The 22,096-nt window shown below is 73.6% G+C and carries 17 protein-coding genes; 6 read left to right on the top strand and 11 right to left on the bottom strand.

Translation table 11 applies throughout. The features are described 5' to 3' along the window. Positions 1-7 precede the first annotated feature (7 nt). A complete protein-coding gene (locus tag ACEZDG_RS13450) occupies positions 8-373 on the bottom strand; it encodes a hypothetical protein (protein ID WP_380507632.1) in 366 nt (121 codons plus the stop codon). An 84-nt stretch (positions 374-457) separates the two neighbouring features. Beyond that, positions 458-1,852, bottom strand: coding sequence for a hypothetical protein (locus tag ACEZDG_RS13445; protein WP_380507629.1), 1,395 nt, complete (start codon positions 1,850-1,852; stop codon positions 458-460). A gap of 241 nt (positions 1,853-2,093) precedes the next feature. Between ACEZDG_RS13445 and ACEZDG_RS13440 the strand changes: the two genes are divergently transcribed. From ACEZDG_RS13440 to ACEZDG_RS13430, 3 genes are all read left to right on the top strand, one after another. Further along, the gene (locus ACEZDG_RS13440) at positions 2,094-3,059 is read left to right on the top strand and encodes an NAD(P)H-quinone oxidoreductase (protein WP_380507626.1); all 966 of its coding nucleotides are present in this window, start codon (positions 2,094-2,096) and stop codon (positions 3,057-3,059) included. Between the two features lie 95 nt (positions 3,060-3,154). Continuing rightward, entirely contained in the window at positions 3,155-3,922 is a 768-nt protein-coding gene (locus ACEZDG_RS13435; protein WP_380507623.1) for a hypothetical protein, read from the top strand. Positions 3,923-3,949: 27 nt separating this feature from the next. After that, positions 3,950-4,585 carry a hypothetical protein gene (locus ACEZDG_RS13430; protein ID WP_380507619.1) on the top strand — a complete coding sequence of 212 codons (636 nt, stop codon included), beginning with the start codon at positions 3,950-3,952 and terminating at the stop codon, positions 4,583-4,585. 79 nt (positions 4,586-4,664) lie between these two features. Here ACEZDG_RS13430 and ACEZDG_RS13425 read toward each other — a convergent pair whose 3' ends face one another. The 8 genes from ACEZDG_RS13425 to ACEZDG_RS13390 all read right to left on the bottom strand — a co-directional run bounded on the left by ACEZDG_RS13425 (position 4,665) and on the right by ACEZDG_RS13390 (position 18,099). Continuing rightward, on the bottom strand, positions 4,665-5,366 hold the full coding sequence (locus ACEZDG_RS13425) for an SDR family oxidoreductase (protein WP_380507616.1): 702 nt from the start codon (positions 5,364-5,366) through the stop codon (positions 4,665-4,667). Between the two features lie 78 nt (positions 5,367-5,444). Next, positions 5,445-6,671 (bottom strand): cytochrome P450 family protein, encoded by a 1,227-nt coding sequence (locus ACEZDG_RS13420; RefSeq protein WP_380507614.1) that lies wholly within the window; start codon positions 6,669-6,671, stop codon positions 5,445-5,447. A 38-nt stretch (positions 6,672-6,709) separates the two neighbouring features. Beyond that, complete coding sequence (locus ACEZDG_RS13415) at positions 6,710-7,966, bottom strand: MFS transporter (RefSeq protein ID WP_380507611.1); 1,257 nt, start codon at positions 7,964-7,966, stop codon at positions 6,710-6,712. Between the two features lie 28 nt (positions 7,967-7,994). Next, positions 7,995-11,582 (bottom strand): type I polyketide synthase, encoded by a 3,588-nt coding sequence (locus ACEZDG_RS13410; protein WP_380507608.1) that lies wholly within the window; start codon positions 11,580-11,582, stop codon positions 7,995-7,997. A gap of 2 nt (positions 11,583-11,584) precedes the next feature. After that, positions 11,585-15,100 (bottom strand): amino acid adenylation domain-containing protein, encoded by a 3,516-nt coding sequence (locus tag ACEZDG_RS13405; RefSeq protein WP_380507605.1) that lies wholly within the window; start codon positions 15,098-15,100, stop codon positions 11,585-11,587. Beyond that, positions 15,097-16,230, bottom strand: coding sequence for a hypothetical protein (locus ACEZDG_RS13400; RefSeq protein ID WP_380507602.1), 1,134 nt, complete (start codon positions 16,228-16,230; stop codon positions 15,097-15,099). The genes ACEZDG_RS13405 and ACEZDG_RS13400 overlap by 4 nt, the downstream gene beginning before the upstream one ends. Beyond that, positions 16,227-16,886, bottom strand: coding sequence for an HAD-IA family hydrolase (locus ACEZDG_RS13395; protein WP_380507599.1), 660 nt, complete (start codon positions 16,884-16,886; stop codon positions 16,227-16,229). The genes ACEZDG_RS13400 and ACEZDG_RS13395 overlap by 4 nt, the downstream gene beginning before the upstream one ends. Then, entirely contained in the window at positions 16,879-18,099 is a 1,221-nt protein-coding gene (locus ACEZDG_RS13390; RefSeq protein WP_380507595.1) for an ATP-grasp domain-containing protein, read from the bottom strand. The genes ACEZDG_RS13395 and ACEZDG_RS13390 overlap by 8 nt, the downstream gene beginning before the upstream one ends. A gap of 191 nt (positions 18,100-18,290) precedes the next feature. On the opposite strand from ACEZDG_RS13390, the gene ACEZDG_RS13385 reads away from it, so the two are divergent. Further along, positions 18,291-19,247 carry a UbiA family prenyltransferase gene (locus ACEZDG_RS13385; RefSeq protein ID WP_380507593.1) on the top strand — a complete coding sequence of 319 codons (957 nt, stop codon included), beginning with the start codon at positions 18,291-18,293 and terminating at the stop codon, positions 19,245-19,247. A 57-nt stretch (positions 19,248-19,304) separates the two neighbouring features. On the opposite strand, the gene ACEZDG_RS13380 is transcribed toward ACEZDG_RS13385, so the two are convergent. Then, positions 19,305-20,060 (bottom strand): helix-turn-helix transcriptional regulator, encoded by a 756-nt coding sequence (locus tag ACEZDG_RS13380; RefSeq protein WP_380507590.1) that lies wholly within the window; start codon positions 20,058-20,060, stop codon positions 19,305-19,307. A 462-nt stretch (positions 20,061-20,522) separates the two neighbouring features. Here ACEZDG_RS13380 and ACEZDG_RS13375 point away from each other — a divergent pair, with 462 nt between their 5' ends. Both ACEZDG_RS13375 and ACEZDG_RS13370 read left to right on the top strand, forming a co-directional pair. Next, complete coding sequence (locus ACEZDG_RS13375) at positions 20,523-21,416, top strand: hypothetical protein (protein ID WP_380507587.1); 894 nt, start codon at positions 20,523-20,525, stop codon at positions 21,414-21,416. 83 nt (positions 21,417-21,499) lie between these two features. After that, entirely contained in the window at positions 21,500-22,075 is a 576-nt protein-coding gene (locus tag ACEZDG_RS13370) for a bacterial proteasome activator family protein (RefSeq protein ID WP_380507585.1), read from the top strand. Positions 22,076-22,096 lie beyond the last annotated feature (21 nt).

Here is a 22,096-nt window from a genome sequence, read left to right as displayed (position 1 = left end):
GCCGGTGTCAGCCGGGGTCCACGATCTCCTGGGCGAAGATCGTGCCCAGCGGCTCGGGGCCGATGTACTGCTGGCAGTTGCAGGGCCGGGCCTCGTACTGGGTCGGCTTGCGCTGGGAGTCCCAGGCCGTCGGGGCCTCCACCACCTCGTGGCAGCGGCCGGTCCGGTCGTGCTTGGCCAGATGGTGCGTGCAGCCGCAGACCGGCTCGGGCGGCCGGTTCGCCGCCTCCAGCGCCCGCTGCCGCTTCTCATTGGCCTTGATCAGCTCCAACTTGCGCGCGTGCCGGGTCTTCAGCGCGTTCTGGACGAGCTCGCTGATCCGGCCCCCGCCGATCAGCACCACAGGAATGATCAGCCACACCCAGCCGCCCATACGCGCCCTCCCGTTCCCGAGACCCCCGTTCAGACTACATACCGTCCCGGCACGGCAGGGGGTCCCGGATCCCGGGGGTTACCGTCAGGCGTGGACGTAGGTCTGCGGGCCCTGGGTGTCCACGTGGGAGCTGTCGGGGGTGTACCAGGCGACCATCCAGGTGCCGCCGGTGGTGGCCTTGCCGCTGATGCGGAAGGCACCGTGGCTGTCGGTCCGCACCCGGCCCCGTGACTGCCAGGTCTTCTGGCCCAGCGGGCGGAAGAGCAGGGTCACATAGCTGCGGGCGACCGGGTTCCAGGGGCCGGTGGCGCCCTGCTGGTAGAGGTGGCCGCTGAAGCTGACGGAGCTGTTCCTCCGGACCGTGGTGTGGTTCGGCCTGCCGCCGGTCAGCTCCATCGCGTTGACCGCGGTGTGCACCGTGTTGCTGTAGACGGCGGGGAAGTGGGCCCCGGCCGGTGAGTACAGCCGCCAGTAGCCGTGCGGGTTGGTGACGGCCAGGGTGACAATACGGCCGTACGGGAGCGGCTTCGCCGGGATGCGCTCCACCGTGGTCCAGCTGGTCCTGCCGTTGGCGGACTGCTGCAGGTACAGGACGTTGCCGGGCACCGTGGCGTTGGTGCTGTCGGCGCTCACGGACACGGAGAGCCGGGAGTGGGCGTCGACCTTCGCCGAGGCCAGGTGGAGCGTGGCGCTGTCGAGGATCGAGGTGACGTCGAAGCCGGCGGAGCTGCCGGTCAGATAGCGGTCCCAGCCAGGGACATCACGCGCGTCCAGGATCCAGTGGGTGGGCGTGTCCTCCACGGTCTGGGTGAACGAGAAGCGACCGTCGCTGCCCGTGGTGGCGTACTGCACCACGTCCGTACCCAAGAGCGAGAGGGGCTGGCCGGCGGCGGGGCGCCAGATCCCGTCCTGGGCCTGGTACTCCAGGATTCCGGAGACGGTGGTGGACTTCCAGGCGGCGACGTCCGCGACGCTGGAGCGGTCCAGCACGACCCGGGTCGGTTCGGAGACCGGGTCCGGCGACATCGAAGGCCCGCAGAAGAACATGTGGTTGACGGCAGCCGCGAGTGTGAGCGGCTCATGGCCCGACGACCATTGCACAGGAACGGACACCGTGAAACTGCCGTCGGCGGCCACGTTCCCGCCGGTCTCCTTGCCGGTGGTCCCGTTCAGTTGAGCGCGGACGGTCCACGGGCCCGCGTAGGGGGCCAGGGTTCCGTCGGGTTCCTGGACCATGACTTTTCCGGTGGCGGTCACGGTCTCGTTGCCGTACGTGAGCAGACCGGATGAGAACTGGGGATCGACGAAGACCAGCATGGTGCCGTCGGTCTTACTCCCCCGGCACGGTGGAGCGGCGACGACGTCCGCGGGGGTCGGAGTCGGGGTCGGGGTCGGGTCGGCGTACGCGGTGGCTGTCGGCAGCGCCAGGGCGGCGGTCAACAGCGTGGTGGCGGCCATCGCGGGGAGGGAGGTGCGCATTCTCACCGGGCTACCGCCTTCAAGGTGGTGAGTGACATTCATGAGCCGTTTCTCGAAGCTCTTGATCCAGAGCCAGGGTCCGGATCCTAGGCGGGCCGTGCGACCCCGATTCGTACGGTGTCCGAATTGTCGACACATCAGGCGGGCGATCGTTGCCCAACCGCAATGGCCGTGGCCTCGTGGCCACGCGCCTCGCCCGGCTTCGGCTTTCGACGGGCCCGCTGGGGGTAGCGTCGGCTGCATGCGAGCTATCACGATCAAAGAGCCCGGCGGTCCTGAAGTCCTCACCCTGGCCGAGGTCCCCGACCCGCTGCCCGGGGAGGGCGAGGTCCTGGTGGAGGTGGCCGCCACGGCCGTCAACCGGGCAGATGTGCTGCAGCGGCAGGGCTTCTACAACCCGCCCCCCGGCGCCTCCCCGTACCCCGGGCTGGAATGCTCCGGCCGCATCGCCGCGCTCGGGGCCGGTGTGAGCGGATGGGCGGTCGGCGACGAGGTCTGCGCCCTGCTGTCGGGCGGCGGATACGCCGAGAAGGTCGCCGTCCCGGCCGGCCAACTGCTCCCCGTCCCCAAGGGAGTCGGCCTCGTCGACGCCGCCGCACTCCCCGAGGTCACAGCGACGGTGTGGTCCAACGTCTTCCAGGCCGTACACCTGCGGCCGGGTGAGACGCTGCTGCTGCACGGCGGCAGCAGTGGCATCGGGACGATGGGGATCCAGCTGGGCAAGGCGATCGGCGCGCGGGTCGCCGTTACCGCCGGTTCCGCCGAGAAGCTGGAGGCCTGCCGAGCCCTGGGCGCGGACGTGCTGATCAACTACCGCGAGCAGGACTTCGTCGAGGCCCTCGGCCCGGACGGCGCGGACGTGATCCTGGACGTGATGGGCGCCAAGTACCTGGACCGCAACCTGGACGCGCTGGCCGTCAACGGACGGCTCGTCATCATCGGTATGCAGGGCGGCGTCCAGGCCGAGCTCAACATCGCCAAGCTGATGGCCAAGCGTGCCGCCATCGTCTCCACCAGCCTGCGCGCCCGCCCGTTGGACGAGAAGGCCGCGATCGTCGCGGAAGTGCGCGAGCACGTCTGGCCGCTGATCGACAACGGCCGCGTCCGCCCGATCATCGACACCGTCCTCCCCCTCGCGGACGCCGCCGAGGCCCACCGCCTGATGGAGTCCAGCACCCACATCGGCAAGATCCTGCTCCGGGCCTGAGCGGGGTTCGCCGACCCCTCCTCGGTTCGGTGGGCGGGGGCGGCTCCTAGACTGCCTCGACCGCCACGAGGTGCGGGTTTGCGGGGGAGGGCGCTGTGCTCGTACAGATCGTCGGGATGGTCCTGGCCCCGGTGCTGATCGCCGGGCTGGCTCGGTGGGCGGCGTCGCGGCGGCGGCTCGGGTTGGCCGCCGGGCGGCCGGTGCACTTCCGGGCCAGGCTGGCCGGCCGACGCGGCCGGCTGCTGTGCGACCCCCGGCTGGGCGGCGTGCCGGTCTTTCTCGACAGCGGCACCGGGAGGGTCATGGGGGTGCCGCGCGGCGGCAAGGCGCTGGACGCCGTCGTGGCACCGCGGGGCGCCGGCGGCAACGGCGTCGAGCGGGTGACGCTTCGCTACCGTCCACCCGGTGGTATGCCGCTGCCTCTCGGGCTGACCAGCTACGACTCGGCCACCCTTGGCGACTGGCTCTCCGCCCGCGCCGTCGCCGGTCCCCGAGCCGCCGCCCGGGGACCGCTGGCCCGGCGGCTGCCGGTCGTGCCGCTCTGGGCGGTGCTGGCCCTGGCCGGAGCCGCGCTGGTGGCGCTGGTTGCCGCGGACGTCACGCTGCTCGGCCACCGGACCGCCGCGGAGGCGTTCAGCGTCGACCGGGCCGCCGGCACCTGCGTGCTGCGCTGGGACAACGGGCACTCGGACGCCACGTCCTGCGCCGACGCGGGGGTCCGGCCCGGCGAGCGGATGACCGCGCTGATCCTGCCGTGGCCGCTGCAGAACACCCCCGTGGACCCGGCCGTGGTGGTGCCGGCCGCCGCGGGCGCGGGCGGCGGCCTGGCCCTGCTCGGCCTGGGCGGGGGGCGCTGGTGCTGAGCCCCCGCCGCCCGCCGGGTGCGCCGGGTGCGCGCGGCCGGGCCGGCTCTGTCGCCCGAACCGCCCCCTGCGGAAACGGACGCCCAGGCGGACCCCGACGACGCGGCCCCCGACGACGCGGCCCCCGACGAGGTGGACGGGCCGACCGAGGCGCGGGACACCGGCTACGGGAGCCTGGCCGCCGCCGCCCGCCACGGCGACCTGCACCGGCCCCGCACCCCGGTCGTGCCGCCGCGCGCCAGGCCCGACCGGCTCTCCGGCTCGCCGCGCCGTTGGGCGGCGGCCACTCTGCTCGGTACCAGCACCTGGGGGCTGCTCGTCCTTGCCGTCGCCGCCGCGGCCGACGACCACTTCCACCTCGGCCATTGGCGCTACCCGGTGCTGGTGCTGTTCCGGCCGGAGGGCGGTGCGGTGGCTGCGCCGGTGCTGGTCCAGCCGTTGATGTGGGCCCGCTCCGGGCAGCGCCGCGCCCTCGGCGGGCCCCCGCCGGTGGGGGAGGCGCTGGTGCGGGACTCCGGGGTGGGCCCGCTGGTCTGCGAGATCGACGGGGTCCGCTACCTGCCCAAGGGACGGGCCACCGTCGCCGGGGCCGATCCGGTCCGGACCGCCGCCGAACTGCTCGCACTCGCGGGCAGCCACCACCGCCGGGTCACCGCCCGCTGAGCCGCCCGCCCGCCGGACCCGCCTGCCGGACCAGCACCCCATAGACCTCCGTCCTGCCTCCGGGCGGGCGGGACTCGACTCAGACGGCCTGGCCGCGGGGGCGGACGACGATGGTGTTCACGTCCACGGTGTGCGGCTGGTTGATGGCCCAGGTGATCGCCTCGGCGATCTGGTCGGCGGTGAGGTTGACGTCGTCGGGCGCGCCGCCGGCCGCCTCCCAGAAGTTGGTCTCCACCCGGCCGGGCGCAATCAGCGTCACGCCGATCCCGTCCGCGGCGACCATGCGGCGGGTGTTCTCGGCGAGTCCGGTGACTGCCCACTTCGTGGCGCCGTAGATGTTGCCCGGGGTGTACACCAGGCCGGCGACGCTGCCGATCAGCACGATCCGGCCCTTGCTCTGCTTGAGGGCGTCCAGCGACGACCGGATCAGCAGGCTGGGGCCGAGCACGTTGGTCAGCACCATGTCCCGCCATCCGGCCGGATCACCCTCGTCGAGCGCGTCGTGGGTGGCGTACCCGGCGTTGGCGATCACGGTGTCCAGGCGCCCGAACGCCTGGAGGGTCGCCTGCACCGCGTCCGCGACCGCGATGTGGTCGGCGGCGTCCCCGGCGATGGTGAGCAGGCGCTCCGGTGCGTCGGCCTCGTCCGCGAACCGCTTGAGCCGATCGGCGTTGCGACCGGTCACGGCCACGCGGTGTCCGGCGTCGAGCAGCCTGTGCGCGGTCGCCGCGCCGATGCCGCTGGAACCGCCGGTGATCAGGGCAACCTGAGTCGTCGTCATAGAGAGGGGTCTCGCTTCCTTGGTTCACGCCGGCCCGGGTCCGTGGCGGACTCTACCGGCAGGGTGTGTTCCGGCCGGTCAGCGTGGGCGTTTGTCGGCCATCCGGACCGGAAGGCTCAGCAGGCCACGGCTGATGGAGCTGTCGGCGACCCATTCCAACTCCTCGACGGGGACCGCGAGGCTCAGTTCGGGCAGCCGCCGCAGCAGGGTGGCGAACGCCACCTGGCCCTCCAGCCGGGCCAGCGGCGCACCGGCGCAGAAGTGCGCGCCGTGGCCGAAGGCCATGTGCCGGTTGGGTGAGCGGGTGATGTCGAGCCGCTCCGGGTCGGTGAACATGGCCGGGTCGTGGCCGGCTGCCTGGACCGAGAGGTGCACAAAGCTGCCTCGGGGGATGTCCACGCCCGCCAGGGACAGGTCCTGGGCCGCGAACCGGACCGTCGCCCGGTCCACCGAGCCCTCGTAGCGCAGGAACTCCTCCACGGCGGAGTCGACCAGGCCCGGTTCCGCGCGCAGCAGGGCGAGTTGGTCGGGGTGGCGCAGCAGCGCCTCGGTACCGTTGCCGATCAGGTTCGCCGTGGTCTTGTGACCGGCGATGATCAGGAAAATGATGGTGGAGACCAACTCGGCGTCGGTGTACCCGTCCTCGGCGTCGGCCAGCTTGACCAGGTCGCCGATGAAGTCGTCACGGGGTTCGGCGCGGCGTTCGGCGAGCACCTCGGTCAAGTAGTCGTCGACCTCGTCGTTCGCCAGCCGTCGGGCCCGGGTCTCCGCCTCGGTCTCCCGGCCCGGGTCCTGGCTCAGCACATTGCCCCAGCGCTGGAACAGGGCCCGGTCCTGGTAGCGGATGCCGAGGAACTCGCAGATCACCATCAGCGGCAGCGGGAACGCGAACGCGGTGAGCAGGTCCAGTTCGCCCGATGCGGGGAACGCGTCGATGAGGTCGTCGGTGATCTGCTGGATCCGGGGGCGCAGCCGTTCCATCGGCCTCGGCAGGAACGCGCGGCCGACGAGCTTGCGCAGCCGGGTGTGCTCGGGCGGGTCGGCGCCCATCATGTTGCTGGAGAGCACCGCGCTGTTGTCGACGGCCTGGTCACGGAACCAGTCCGGCGCGTTGTTGATGTCCTTGCTCAGCCGGGGGTCGTTGAAGGCCCGGACCGCGGTCTCGTGGTCGACGACCAGGTAGGCCTGCGAGCCCGCGGGGAAGTCGATCGGGTGCACCGGGCACCGCTGCCGCAGCTGGGCGATCTCGGTGTGCGGATCGGGCCCTGGCCGGGTGATGAGCTCGGTCTTGACGGGGTGTGACATCGAAGGGGGCTCCATTCCATGGGAGATGAGGGGGCGGGTCAGGCCGGGGCAGGGCCTTCGGCCAGGTCGTCCGGGGCGGGAAGCCTGCGGATGTGACGGCCCAGGGTCGGCAGCGCGGCGAGCGCCGAGACGACGCCGATGACCGCGAAGACCCAGCGCGGTCCGCCGGCGTCGAAGATCGCCCCGACGCCCAGGATCCCGACCGGTTGGGCGATGTAGGCGACCGCGGTGACCGCCCCGATCACCTGGCCCTGCAGCCGGTCCGGGACCAGTACGGCGATGTAGGCGAAGAACAGCGCGTTCACCGCCGGACCGCGGACGAAGACGGCGGCGAGGATGACACCGAGCGACACGGTGCCGGGGACGAAGGTGAGCAGTACCGCCGCGACCGGCCCGGACCACGCCGCGATCATGAAGATCGCCGATGGGGCGAGCCGCCGGATCGCCCAGGTCGCGAGGGCCGCGCCGATCAGTCCGCCGCTTCCGGCGATGCCCAGCATCAGCCCGATCTCGGACCCGGACGCGTGCCGTTCCCGGGCCGTGGCGATCAGCGCCAGGAAGGCTCCGACGTGGTTGAACGCCATGTTCGAGCCCATGATCCAGATCATCCAGCTGAGCAGGACCGGTTGGCGGACCAGGAACCGGAGCCCTTCGCCGGTTCCGCGCGGCCGGCCGTGGACCGTGCGCACGGCCTGCATCGGCTTCTTGATGAACAGCAGCAGCGCGGACGAGACCACAAAGCTGAGCGCGGTGGCCAGGAACGGCAGCGCGCTCGCCACGCCGAACAGGGAACTGCCCAGCGGCGAGCCGACCACGGTGGCGCCCAGCGGCCGGATCTGGCTCTGCGTGGTCGCCCTGGTGAGCTGGGAGGCCGGGACCAGGTGCTTGATCGCCGCCACGGCGGGCGGGTCGGAGATGCCGAGGAAGAACCCGGCGCCGACGACGACGGCGAAGACCACCGGGTCGTCGGCGTGGTGCGTCGCCACCAGGGTGCCGAACAGCGCCAGCATGATCACCCTGGCCGCGTCGCAGATGAGCAGCAGGGTGCGGCGGTCCACCCGGTCGGCGAGGTTCCCGCCGATGATCGCGACCAGGCCGGCCACCGCGATCTCGGTCGCGCCGACCGCGCCGGCCAGGGCGGCGGAGCCGGTGGTGGCCAGGATCAGCAGGGGGTAGGCGACGTCGGCGGCCTCCTTGCCGATCCCGGCGACGAACCGGCTGACCCAGAGCAGTTGGAAGGCGGCGTTGCGGATCAGCGGGACGTCTGGGCGCGGTGCCTCGACGGGCTCGCTCACGGACCTGGACTCGGTTGATTCCATCCGTTCACCTCCCGGTCGGGATCGGAGTGGCGCGGAGCAGTGCGCCGACCTTGCCGGCGAGATCCCCGGCGTGCGGTCGGACGAGCATCGACCAGTGGTCGCCGTCGACTTCGGTCACCTGGACGTCCCGGTACAGCGCGCCGAGGTCCCGGGTCAGCCGCGCGGCAGTGCCGGGGCCCGCCACGAACAGCGCCATCGGGCAGGGCACCGGGCGGACCCGGTAGCGCAGCAGTGCGCCGATGCCCGCCACGAAGGTGCGGCGTGCGGCCGGGTCGGCGCGCAGCGGACGGCCGACCCGGCCGACGCCGAGGGCCACCTCGGCCTGGAGCCGCGCGTTGGCGGCCAGGAAGCCCAGCCGGCCGCGCCGGTCGGGCACATACCCGTCCAGGAGGACCAGGTGGTCGACGGTCGCGCCGCGTGCGGTCAGCTGGATGGCCATCTCATGGGCCACGGCGGCACCGAAGGACCAGCCGCCGACCGTGTAGGGGCCGTCCGGTTGCACCTGGAGCAGGGCGTCCACATGGCCGCGGGCGAGCTCGGCGATCCCGCGGTGGGGACCCACCGGTTCGAGGCCGATGACGGGCCGTCCGGTGTCCAGGAGTTCGGCGAGCACGCGATAGCTGGAGGCACTGCCCCTGGCGTCGGCGGCGAGGAACAGCGGTCGCCCGGAGTCCCCCTGACGCAGCCGCACCACGCCTGGAATGTCCCGCGCAGCTGTTTTCGCCTGCGGTTCGACCAGCCCGATCGGTTCGACCAGCCCGACGAGTCGGCCGAAGGTGGGCGCGACGGTGAACTCGGCGACGGCGACGGCCGACCCGGTCTCGGCCCGTACCCGGCTGACGAACTGAACGGCCATCAGGGATTCGCCGCCGAGCGCGAAGAAGTCGTCCTGGTCCGCGACCGCGGGCACGCCGAGCGCCCGGCACCACAGCGCGGCGACTGCGTCCCGTACCGAGGGCATACCGGAGGGGGGCGGCGCACCGGTCGACGGCGTCGGCTGCTGCGCCGGGGCCGGGAGGGCGTCCGGGTCACGCGGGTCGGGGCGGCGTCCGGGCAGCGCGCAGCGCACCGGCCGCTCCGTACCGGTCACCAGGTCCGGGTCGAGGTCCGCGCCCAGTTCCCAGAGCGACGCCACCGCGCGCAGGAGCGCGCGTTCGCCGTCCTCCTCGGGCCGCCCGAGCATCGGCACGGTGGCGAGGCCCGGGTGCCAGTCCCGGTGCCGGCGGCCCGCGCCGACCATGGAGGTTCCCGGCCCGAGTTCCAGGAAGGTGTCGCAGTCGGCGCCGAGCAGGGTGCCGAACGCGTCGTCCAGCCGCACCGTGCGGCGCAGTTGGTCGGCCCAGTAGTCCGCCGAGCGCAGTTCCTCCGGGGCGGCCCAGCCACCGGTCACGGTGGACACCATCGGCATGGTGGGGACCTGTGTCGGCGCCCCGGCCGCGGCCTGCCGGACCGCGCCGACCGCCGGTGCCATCAGCTCGGAGTGGAAGGCGTGCCGGACGTCCAGCTGACGGACCGACAGGGCGGCGACGGCCGGGTCGGCGAGGATCCCGGCGATCCCGGCGGCGCTGCCGGACAGCACCGTCCGGTCAGGACCGGCGACGGCGATCGACACCTCCGCCCCGGCCGGGACGAGCCGGGCGAGCTGCGCCGCGTCGGTGTCGACCACGACCATGCTGCCGGGCCCGGTGGCGCCCATCGCCGCGGCCCGCCGCTGCACCAGCGCGACCGCCCGGTCGGGCGTCCACAGTCCGGCGAGGGCGGCGGCGGCGTACTCGCCGATGCTGTTGCCCAGCAGGGCGGTCGGCCGTATCCCCCAGTCGAGCAGCTGCCGGCCCAGCGCGTAGCCGAGGGCGAACAGGCCGAGCTGCTGGTGCACGGTGTCGGCGAACCAGTCCGGCGGTGTGCCGTCCGCGCTGACGACGGGCGTCAGGTCCGGGCCGGACGCGGCGCCGGCGATCTCGTCGAACGCCTTGCGGAAGCCCGGCAGCAGCCGGTACGCGGCGGCGCCGGCCGGATGGGTGAGGGTGCCCTGTCCGGGCAGCAGGAACGCCACCCGGTCCAGCCGTCGTCCCTCGGGCGGGTCCCCCGCGGCACGCAGCAGCCGCGCCGCTTCTTCCGAGGTCGCCGCCACGACCGCCTGGCGCAGGTCCAGCCGGCGGCGCCCGGCCAGGGTGCGGCACACCGCGTCGGCGTCGGGGCCCTGCTCCGTGCCCAAGTGGTCGGCCAGGTCCTGCCGGTGGCGCGCCAGCATCTCCGGGGACGCGCCGGAGAGCGCGAAGACCCGCGCCCGCCCGTCCCTCCGGTCGGGCGCCGACCCGGCCCGCGGCGGTGCGTCGGACAGGACGAGGTGCGCGTTGGTGCCGCCCACCCCGAACGAGCTGACCGCGGCCAGCCGGGTGCCGCGGGACGGCCAGGGCCGGTGCGCGGCACTCACCCGGAAGGGCGTGGAGTCGATGCGCAGCAAGGGGTTCGGGGTACGGAAGTGCAGGGTGGGCACGAGCGCGCCGTGCTCCAGCATCAGCACCGTCTTGATCAGGCCGGCCACGCCGGCCGCCGCCCCGGTGTGCCCGATGTTGCCCTTGACCGCGCCGATCCAGCAGCTGCCGGGGGCCGCCGCGGACCCGAAGGCGTCGGTGAGTGCCTGCAGCTCGACCGGATCTCCGAGCCGGGTGCCGGTACCGTGCGCCTCGACGTAGCCGATGTCCGCCGGATCGACGCCGGCCACCTCCTGCGCGAGCCTGATCACCTCGCGTTGGCCGGAGACCGACGGCGCGGTGTAGCCGATCTTGTCGCTTCCGTCGTTGTTCAGCGCGGACCCGCGGATCACCGCCGCGATCCGGTCCCCGGCGGCCAGCGCGTCGGGCAGGCGCTTGAGGACGACCACACCGACGCCTTCGGCCGGTACGGTGCCGGCGGCCTCGGCGTCGAACGGACGGCAGTGCCCGTCCGGCGAGAGGATCCCGCCCTCCTGGTACAGGTAGCCCCACTCGCCGGGGGGCGCTACCGACACGCCCCCGGCCAGCGCCGCGTCGCTCTCGTGGCCGAGCAGGCTCTGCACCGCCAGGTGCACGGCGGTGAGCGAGGTCGAGCACGCCGTCTGCACGGTGACCGCGGGGCCGCGCAGGCCCAGTTTGTACGCGGCGCGCGAGGTCAGGAAGTCCTGGTGGTTGCCGATGATCCGGGTCAGCGGGTCGAGCTGGTCGTGCCGTCCGGGGCCGGGCCCGTCGGCGCCGGCGTAGACGCCGATCCAGCCGGGGAAGCGGGCCGGGTCGATCCCGGCGTCGTCCAGCGCGGCGAAGGCGCACTCCAGGAAGACCCGCTGCTGCGGGTCGATGGTGGCGGCCTCGGCCCGGCTGTAGCCGAACAGCGGCCAGTCGAAGTCCCGGGCCCCGGCCAGTACGCCCCGTGCCGCCACGTAGTCGTCCCGTGCGACCAGTTGCGGGTCCACGCCCGCGCTGGTCAGCCGGGACGGGTCGAACCGGGTGATCCCCTCCACGCCGTCCCGGAGCATCGCCCAGTACCCCGAGGCGTCCTCCGCCCCGGGGTACCTGCAGGCCAGGCCGACGACCGCGACGGCTCCTTCGGCGTCCACCGTCACCGCCCTCCCCGCCGGCCCAGGGACCGGCGGCGCGCCTCGGCCCGGTCGCGCGGGTCCGGCCCCGGGTCCTGCGGACCGCCGCGCTCGCCGCGGGCCCGGGCCAGGCAGTCGGCCATGGTGCGGACCGTGGAGTTCTCGAACAGCGACTGAATGGCGAGGTCCACCCCGAACTCGCGGCACAGCTCGGCGTGCAGGGCCACCAGCTTGAGCGAGTTGCCGCCGCGGTCGAAGAAGTTGTCGTCAGGGCCGACCCGGTCGAGGTCCAGCAGGCTCAGCCAGATCTCCCGGACCCGTGACTCCAGCGCCGCGGGCGCGGCCTCCCGGGCCGGGGCGGCCGACGGCGGCACCGGTGCTACCGGCGCTACCGGCGCCACCGGTGCCGCGGCGGCCACCAGCACGCTGCGGTCGCCCACCAGCGCCTCCAGGGCACCGGCGTAGGCGGCGGCGAACTCGCGCGCGGTCGCGGCGGAGATCCGGTCGCCGCGGTACAGCAGGTTCCCGGCCAGCCTCCCGCCGGCGACCGTGAGGCCCACGGTCAGGGTGAACTTGCCGATGGTGGCCGGGCTGTCGAAGGCGTCGAGCGGTGTGAGGCGGTGCCCGCCGACGGTGGCCGGCTCCGGATCGAGCACCTGCGGGGCCAGCATCACATCCAGGTACGGCGTGCCGTCCGCGGAGCGGGGAGCGCCGACCGCGTCCAGGACCGTGCCGAACGGTACGGTCCGGTCCTCGAAGGCCGCCAGCACGCCGTCGCCGACCTGTTCCAGCAACGCGTCGAGGGTGGTGCCGGCCTCGCACCGGGAGCGCACCACGACGGTGTTCAAGCAGGGGCCGAGGATCCCGGCGAGCGCGCCGCCGGTCCGGGTGTCGGCGGGGAAGCCGAAGGTGAGGTCGTCCTGACCGGTCCACCGGTGCAGCGTCGCGGCGACGGCCGCGGCGGTCACCATGAACCAGGACATGCCCAGTTCCTGCTGCAGCGGGCGCATCCGGTCGAGCAGGTCCGCGCTCAGCTCCAGCGGCACCGACCCGTGCGGCTCGACCGGCCGGACCGGCGGCAGCGGCAGCCGGCTCGGGGCCCCGCGCAGCCGGTCCACCCAGCGGGCGAGTCCGCCGTCGGCGGTGGACGCGGGGTCGGCCAGGTCGCGGTACTGCGGCGGCGCCGGCCAGGGCGCGGACCCGTCGTCGGCGTAGGCCCGGCCCAGTTCCTCGAGCAGGATCGACAGCGACGAGATGTCGAAGACCAGGTGGTGCACGGCGATCGACAGGACCTGCCCGGCCGGTGTGGCGACCAGGGACGCGCGCAGCAGCGGCCCCGCGGCGAGGTCGAATGGGCGGTCCGCCTCGGCCCGCAGCCAGTCGGCGAGCGCGGCGTCGTCCGCGCAGTACTCCCGCCGGATCTCCGGCCGCCACGGCGCGCCGACGACCTGGCGCAGATCGCCCCGGTGCTCCACGAAGGTGGTCCGGAGCGTCTCATGACGGCTGATCACACGGGCCAGGGCCGCGCCGAGCGGCAGCGGGTCGAGCTCGCCGTCGACCCGCCAGGCGAAGTGCACGGTGTACAGGCCGGGGGCGGCCTCGAGCTGCTGGGCGACCCAGACCCGGCGCTGGAAGTCCGTCGCCGGCCGTTCCTCCGGTGCCGGACCGGCGTCCGGCGCCGCCGCGGCCCTGGTGTCGATGAGGTCGGCGAGGTCGGCGAGGCGCGGTACCCGGAACAGGTCGCGCATGCTCAGCCGCACCCCGAATCCCTCCTGGATCCGGGCGATGAGGGTGACCGCGCGCAGCGAGTGCCCGCCCAGGTCCCAGAAGGACGCGTCCCCCGACCTGACCGGGACCTGGAGCAGGTCGGACCACTCGCGGGCGAGCCGGCGCTGCGTCCCGGAGGAGAGGCCGCCCTCCGGCGGGGCGGCCGGCGCCTGCGGGCGGGCGGGCTCGGTGAGGCTCCTGCGGTCCACCTTGCCGTTGGCGGTCAGCGGCAGCTCGCTGAGGAACACGATCGCGGCCGGAACCGTGTACCGCGGCAGCCGCTCGGCCAGGAACTCCAGCAGCACCGCGGAGTCCGGCGTCGAGTACGGATCCGACGGGACCACATAGGCGACGATCCGGCCGCTGCCCCCTTCGTGCTTGTCCGCCCGGACCGCGGCCTGGGACACCTGCGGGTGCCGGGCCAGAGCGGACTCGATCTCGCCGGGCTCGATCCGGAACCCGTGGATCTTCACCTGGTCGTCCACCCGCCCCAGGTACCGCAACCGGCCGGCTTCGTCCCAGCGGGCCAGGTCGCCGGTGGCGTACATGACCGAGTCCGGCGGGCCGAACGGGTCCGGCAGGAAGCGTTCCGCCGTCAGCTCGGGCTGGCCCAGGTAGCCCCGTGCGGTGCCCTCGCCGGCGATGTGGAGCTGGCCCGCCTCGCCCGGCGCCACCAGCCGGAGCGCGTCGTCCAGCAGGTAGACCCGGGTGTTGTCCATCGGAGTGCCGATCGGCAGGTCCGCGTCGGCGGTGGACCTGCCGGTGCTGGACCCGTCGGCGGCGGACCCGCCGGGGTGGATCCGGTGCCGGGTGGCGAACGTCGTGGTCTCGGTGGGCCCGTAGCCGTTGTAGACGGAGATGTCCGGGCACGCCTCGGTGATCCGCCGGACCGCCCGGGGGGACACCACGTCCCCGCCGGTCCACACCTCGCGCACCCCGTCGAGGCAGCCGGGGTCGCCTTCGGCGAAGGCCGCGAAGAGTCCGGCCGTCAGCCAGAGGGCGGTGATCCGCCCGGTGCCCGCGAGCTTGCGCAGCAGCACCGAGGTGACCGCCTCGGTGGCGATGACGACCCGGCCGCCGTTCAGCAGCGGAACCCACAGTTCGTAGCTGGAGGCGTCGAACGCGTACGGCGAGTGGAACAGCACCCGGTCGTGGTTGCCGCCGGACCAGATCCGGTCCCTGGCCAGGGCCAGGACGTTGCGGTGGGTGGTGACGACCCCCTTGGGCTCGCCGGTCGAGCCCGAGGTGTGCATCAGGTAGAACGGCGCGTGCGGGTCCGTCGTCGCGTCCTGGAACGTCTCCGGTCCGGCCCCGGCCGCGTCGGCCGGCCCGGTCTCCAGGACCGGTACGCCGTAGCCGGCCGCCCGTTCCCGGCCGGCCGGGTCGACCAGGACCAGCCCGGCCCCGGCCCCGCGCAGCATGGCCCGCGCCCGCGACAGCGGGTAGCGCGGATCCAGCGGCAGGTACGCCGCGCCGGCCCGGGTCACCGCGAGCAGCGCGACCACCAGCTCCGGCGTCCGCTCCAGCAGCACCCCGACGGTGTGGCCCGGGCGTACCCCGGCCGCGGCCAGCCGGGCGGCCAGCCGCCGCACCCGGCCGCCGAGTTCGGCGTAGCTGAGCGTCTCGTCGCCGTACTCGACCGCGACCGCCTGCGGGGTGCGGGCGGCCTGGGCGTCGAAGGCCGCGGGCACCGTGGTGTCCGCGAGCGGCACCGCGGTGTTGTTGTACACGTCCAGCAGCAGGTGCCGTTCGGCGTCGTTCGGTTCGGTCACCGGGTCACCCGCTGCCGGTAGGCGGCGAGCCGCTCGGTTATCTCCCGCGCGCGTCCCTCGGCCTGGTCCAGCGGCATCTCGGCGCAGTCGTAGCCGAGTTCACGGGTCAGCACCGCCATCGACGACTCCTCGAACAGCACCGTGCCGTCCGGACGGATGTCGCTGATGCCGTCCTGCAGCTGGCCGCTCTCGTTGATCTTCACCGCGTCGTCCGCGGAGAGGCCATGCGGCAGTTCCAGCCGGATCCGGCCGCCCTCGAGCGCCACCGGGTACCCGCCGACCAGGCCGAGCGGGCCGGGTGCGTGGACCAGCGCGTCCCGGCCGGTGGCGAGCGGCTCCAGGACGCTCAGCGCGGACGCGGCGGTCATCACCTGGCCGGCCAGGCCGCCGGTGCGCCGGTACCGGTGCGGCAGACTGCCCAGCAGCGCGCCGATGTCCAGTTCGGCGGTGATGTCCCGGCCGTGGTGCAGCACGGCCAGGCCCATGCTGGCCGCGCCGGCGTCGCCGGTCCTGGACAGCCGGTGCGAGACGTAGTGGTGGGCGACCAGCCGCACCTCGACCTCGGACGGGTGGACGCCGAGCAGGTCGGCCGCGCCGACCCGGATCCCCGGCACGTTGTTGGCGACATTGCCGATGCCGATCTCCGGGCTGAGGCCGACGGCGTTGAGCGCGGGATGGACCGCGTCGGGATAGGCCGCGTTCACCACCACGGCCGGGCTGTCCGCCAGCCGGACCGCCTGCATCGCCTTCATCACCGGGACCAGGTGCATGGGCAGCCAGGGGCCGTAGTTCGCCTGGTACAGCCGTTGGAACGCCTGCTCCGGCAGGGTGGTGATGACCCACCAGGACTGCAGGCTGGCGGCCAGGAAGATGATGTCCGGCTGGAACGCGGCGATCCGTTCGGCCGTGCGCTCGACGTCGAACAGGTCGGTGACCGCATGGCTGACCCGGGCCGAGTGTCCGCGCTGGACACTGGAGAACCGGGTGAGGTTGGCCGCCCGCAGCGTCGCCTCCTCGTCGCGGCCGACCAGTTGCACCGATCGGGACGCGTCGCTCAGGGCCAGGCCCTGGAAGACCTGCCGGCCGATGTCCCCGGCGCCGATGACCTGGATTTTCCGGATTTCATTCATCCTGTGCGTCCTATCAATTCGGGCAGCATGTGCATCGAGGAGAAAGTCGGAACCGCGGTGTCGTGCGGCCCGCTGTTTTCGGCGCAGAAGTGGAGGACCCGCATCCCGGCCGAGAGCGCCGCGGCGACCCCGACCGCGCTGTCCTCGACCACCACGGTCCGCTCCGGGGCCGCGCCGAGGTCGTCGGCCGCCCAGAGGAACAGCGTGGGATCCGGTTTCCAGGCGTCGATGTCGTACGCCGAGTAGACCCGGGCGCCGAACTGCCCGTGGATACCGGCGGCGCCGAGCCGGTGCCGGATGATGTCCGGGGGACTGTTCGACGCCACGCATTTGATGGCGTCGATACCGGCCAGTGCCTCCCTGACCCCGGCGATCGGTTCCAGCGAAGGGCCGATGAGGCGTTCGCAGGTCTCGCGGACGATCCGGACCGCGTCCTCCGGCGGGCCGGTGTGCGACCGGTCCTCGATGAGGTCGATGCACTCCTGGAGCTTCCGGCCGGAGAAGAGCGCGGTGGACTCGGCCGCGGTCAGCCGCAGTCCCATCAGTCCGGCCAGGTGGGCCAGGGCGGCGTTCTCGGCGTGCTGGACATCGACCAGGACCCCGTCCAGGTCGAAGATGACCAGCTCGACCCCGCCCTCGTACGGTGTGTCACTCATAGTCGATCCAATCGGTGCGCTCGATGGCGGCCACTGTCTCGGCGAGCTGCCCGTGGTCCTCGGCGGTGCCGAGGACCGCCGCGACCGAGGCCGGTGCGCCGATCCGCCAGTCGGCGGACGCGCCCGGCTCGGCCAGTACCGCGACCCGGTCGACGTGGGCGAGCCGGGTCAGGGGCGCGCTGTCCCCGATCCGCCGCACCCTGGTCGCCCCGATCGGGGGCACGACCAGGTAGTGGAAGGCGATCGGGCCGTCGCCGCCGGTCGGCGGCCCGACCTCGCGGCCGAGCGCGGAGCGGACCGCCAGGTCCACCGGCGCCGCGGTGTGCGAGCGGACGGCGAGGTCGTCGACCCAGCCCCCGAGCCGCCCGTTGACCTCGATCACCCGGGGGCCGGCCGCGGTGAGCTTGATCTCCACATCGGCCAGGCCGGTCCGGATGTTCAGCGCCTTCACCGCCCGGCAGGCCAGCTCCTGGACCTCCTTGAGCCCGGTCTCGTCCACCATCGACCGCGCGCCGTAGCCGCCGCGTTCCCGGAACGGCTCGGCCAGCGCGAACTTGCTGGTGACGAACACCGGGGCGACGTCGTCGCCGGAGGCCACGCAGTCCACGGCGATGTAGTCGCCCCACGGGGCCGGGGTCGGCCGGCCGACCAGCAGTTCCTCGACCAGCAGCGCGGTCTCGGCGAGCAGGAACGGTCCCGCGACGGCCCGGCACTCCTCGGCGGTGGCGACAGCCACCGTGTGCCGGCTCGACGCGCCGACGATCGGCTTGATGATCGCGGGCAGGCCGACGTGCGCGAGCGCGTCCGGGATCTGGTCGACGGAGGTGATCGTGCGATGGCGCACGCTGTCCACCCCCCGCTCCGCGAACCGCTGGCGCTGCCGGTCCTTGCGGGTGATCGCGTCCACGTCGGCGGTGGAGTGGTAGGCCAGGCCCAGGTCCTCGGCGAGCTCGGCGGTGGCGCCGATCTGGAACTCGCTGAAGGTGACGATGCCGTCGACCCCCGCCGCGGTGAGCGTCCGGAGCAGCTCGGACCGCGGCACCGCCGCCCCGTCCACGACCCCGCCGAACGCCTCCAGGGCCGGGACCATCGCCCTGGCGTGCTGGGAATCGGCCGCCAGGAAAATCAGTTCGCAGTCATTTTCGGCCGCCGCCCGCGCCAATCGCGCGGGCCCGACGCTGCCGCTGTCGTAGACCACCAGAAGTACCGGCAAAGAAATTCAGGGCCTTTCTCCACGTCGTGCGCCGTCCATATCCACCCGGTCGGAATTGTTGATTTCGAAATCGACGGTACAAGACTTCCGGATTCCCGGGCCGTGATTGCACCCAAGGGTGCAGTGCGGGGTGCGGGGCGCTGTGCGCGGGCCGATGCACCCTAGGGTGCAGTCCACGGGAACCGGGCCGAATGTCTCGTAACCTTGCCGACGTGGCCGAGATCACCCATGGAATTTCCCTCGCTGAATCACAGCTCCGCGTCTCGCTCCGCTACGCACGTCTCAGCCTGGCGGAGGCGCGTCCCGCCGTTCAGGTCGTCTTCCTGCTGCGGTTCGCCGTGGGCGCCGCCCTCTCCGTGCACCAACAGCCGGCGAATCCGCTGCAGTTGGTGGGCGGACTGCTCGCCTGGTGGCTGGCCGTGGTCGCCGCCTACCTGCTCAACGGCGTGATGGATGTCCAGGAGGACCGTGCCAACGGGTCGGCTCGTCCGATCGCCCGGGGTGATCTGCCGGAACGGGCGGCGGCACGGATCACCGCGCTCGCGGCCCTCGGTTCGCTCGCGCTGTCGGTCTTCGTCCCCGGACTCACCGTCTGGGTGGCGGCGTTCCTGCTGCTGGGCTGGCTCTACTCGGCGCCGCCGTTTCCGGCCAAGCAGTGGAGCAGCGCGTGCGCACTGGTGGTCCTCGGTCTCGGCTGGACCTCGTTCGCGGCCGGGACCGCCGCCGCGGGAGGGGGCCAGGACCGGATCGGCCTGGTCTTCGCCGGTGTGATGAGCGCCTGGATGGCCCTGGTGGGGTCGGTGGTCAAGGACCTCAGCGACCTCGACGGGGATGCTGTCGGAGGGCGCCGCACCCTGGCCGTCAGGCGCGGTGACACCCTGACCCGCCGGGTCGCCGCGGCCGGCGCGCTGACCGTCGGGACGGCCGCGGTACTGGCCCCGTCGGCCTGGGCGCCGTTCGCGCTCGCCGGAACCGCCCCGGTGGCGGTCGGGGCGGTCTGCGTGGTGGTCCAGATCGTCCGTACCGCCGGGGGCGGGGGCGCGGACAAGAGGACGCGCCGCAGCGCCTACCGGGCGTTCATGCGGACGCAGTACGCGGCGAACACCGCCATGCTGCTCGCCCTGCTGCTGGACGGGCCGATGCGGTGAACGAGCGGGCGGGCCGTCATGCCGACTGAGCCGAGCGCCACGTCCCGGCGGCCCGGATCACCGCGCCGGGGGCTCCGCCCCCTGGTCCTCCTCGGGCCCGCTCCGGCCGTGGACCAGCCCGAACGCCTTGTTGACGGCGTCGATGCGGGACTGCGCCTGCAGCTTTCCGTAGACGTTGTTGAGATGCCGCTTCACCGTCGCCGTCTGGATCCCGAGCTCGCGTGCTATCTGACCGTTGGTCAGCGCGCGGGCGACTCCGTCGAGGACCTCCCGCTCGCGCTGGGACAGCTCCGCGTAGGCCGCCGCCTGGGCCGGCACCGCGCCGGGAGCCCCGGCCTCGGCGGCCTCGTCCGCGGTACCGCCGGCCCCCCGGTTGACCGCTTCCCCGTAGCCGATGGCCCCGGCGTAGAGACGGTTGCCGGCGCTGGACCGGAAGGCGGTGCTGATCAGCAGCTGGGCCGAGGGCTGCCGGGCCGCCGGCTCGCACTGGACCGCCTTCCGCACGGCGGGCTGCATGGCGCTCCAGAGGATCTCCACCGCGCGGATCGACTCCGCCATGGCGATCCCCTGCGAGGCCCGATCGGCCCCCACCAGCTGCGAGTACCTCCGGGCCTCGGCGGCCTCGGGCGGCTGGCTCCCGGACAGCGCCGTGACGCAGTCCTCCAGGATCGTCTGCGCCTGTTCGCGGCACTTCGGCCAGGCGTCCTTGCGCGTCGCCAGCGGACTGCGGACCGCCAGCAGCGCGGTCCGGTAGGAGTGGACGACCTCGGGAATGGAGGCTTTCAGGAACTGTGCTGTGGCGTGATAGTGCACTGAATTGCCTCCCCATTCCCGATTGCACCCCTTTTGTGAAAGGGCAGCCGTGATGAACGGCGGCGTCGAGTGCCGCCAGGTTCTGCCGTGGGCCCCGACTCCGCTGATAGGCAGGTTAACCGACGCCCCCGGACCGCCGGTCCCGAAAGCTGCGGGGCGGGTCGTCCGGGCGTCGGCCGGATCGGTGCCGACCGTGACATTTAGGTGCTATTCGCGCAAGAACCAATGCTTTCCGGGCGGCGCCCGCGGCGAGTGATTTCCGGTCGGCGGCCCGGGTCGGCCAGTGAGGGCCGGGGAGGGCGCGGCCCGGGGAGGACCGACCCGACCGGCGCAGCCCGGGGGCGTCCGGAATGCCGGAATTAAAGTGATATGGGATGGTCGGCTGGGTAGCTGTTGTCGAGAGCTGGCCGGTCGACCTCCCCCGGCGGGGCGGTGTCCGCAGCGGTCTGGAGGGCACGCGGCGTGGCCGGGACTCCTCGTGGCGCACAGGTGAAGGCGGTCCTGGCCGGGCTGGCGCTGCTCTGCGGGACCGTCCTCCTCTACGGTGCGGCGCCACTGCCGCCGGCCGCCGCGGCGGAGCAGGCCGGAAGGGGTTGGGACCCGTACGGGCACGGCGGACTGCTGGTCCCGCTGCCGGGCGGCGGGCAGGTACGGCTGGTGCTTCCGCAGGCGGCAGCCGCCGCGCCGAACCCGGCGTCTGCGCCCGGATCGCAGCCGGCTCCCCCGTTCGGCTCCGACAGCGCCTCCCAGCCCGGCTCGCCGACCGGTTCCCAGCCCGACCCCCCGCCGAGCTTCCCGCCGGTCGGCCGGCCCGGACCGAACCCGAGCGCCGGTCAGAGCGCGGCTCCGGGCCAGGGGCCCGGCCCCGGCCCGGGGCTGAACCTGGCGCCGAGCCTGCCGCCGAGCCCCGCGCCGGAGCGGAGCGGCCAGAACCGTCCCCCGGTGACCCTGCCCGAGCTGCCGGTCCCGCTGCTCGACCCGCTGTTCCCGAAGGCGCCCCGGCCGCCCGCGCCCGCGGTGGTGCAGGCCCGGGCCGACGCCCGGGCCAACGCCGCGGCTGCCTCGGCCGTCGCTGCCGCCGCGAGCCGGATGCCTCCCGACGAGGTGTCGCCCGGCGGCGACGGGCGCCGGGCCTGGCGCCCGCTGGGCGCGGGCCCGCCCCCGCTCGGCCCGCAGGCGCTGGCGGCCCCGGGCGGTCTCGGCGCGGTGCCCCCGCTGGCGGTGGTGCTCGGCGGGGGCCGCTCGGCGCAGGCGACACGCTGGGAGCGGGACCCGAGACTGCTGCCGCTGGGCATCGGCCTGGCGCTGATCGGCGGCGGCGCCGGCCTGTTCGGCTGGCGGCTGCGGCGGCCGTAGCGTCCGGCGGGAATCCGAGTGACGCACACCTGTTCTGTGGGGTGACACTCCCGATCCGCTTCCGTTGGGGCAGAATGACGACCATGAACAGCCCGAACGCGCGGCCCGAAGACGGCCCCCAGGTCCTGATCGTCGGCCCCGACGGGATGCCCCTCGGCGCACTTCCCGGTGGCGGGCGTCGCCCCTCCTCGGCGGAGGGGGAGGAGGGCGCACCCCGTGAACTCCCGATCACGGAGATGGTGGAGCAGCCCGCCAAGGTGATGCGGATCGGCAGCATGATCAAGCAGCTGCTGGAGGAGGTCAGGCAGGCTCCGCTGGACGAGGCCAGCCGGGTCCGGCTCAAGGAGATCCACGCCAGCTCGGTGAAGGAGCTGGAGGCCGGGCTCGCCCCCGAGCTGGTGGAGGAGCTGGAGCGGCTCTCCCTCCCGTTCACCGAGGAGGCCATCCCCAGCGAGGCCGAACTGCGGATCGCCCAGGCCCAGTTGGTGGGCTGGCTGGAGGGCCTGTTCCACGGCATCCAGACCGCGCTGTTCGCCCAGCAGATGGCGGCCAGGGCCCAGTTGGAGCAGATGCGGCGGGCGCTGCCGCCCGGTGCGGGCGGTGCCGGGCCGGACGAGCCGGACGAGGACCACGGGATCCGCTCCGGCCCCTACCTGTAGTAACGGAGCGGAATCGGAACG

Origin of the sequence: Streptacidiphilus alkalitolerans (assembly GCF_042511045.1) — a bacterium.
Taxonomy (GTDB): Bacteria; Actinomycetota; Actinomycetes; order Streptomycetales; family Streptomycetaceae; genus Streptacidiphilus; species Streptacidiphilus alkalitolerans.
This window is presented reverse-complemented; position numbering and strand designations above follow the sequence as displayed.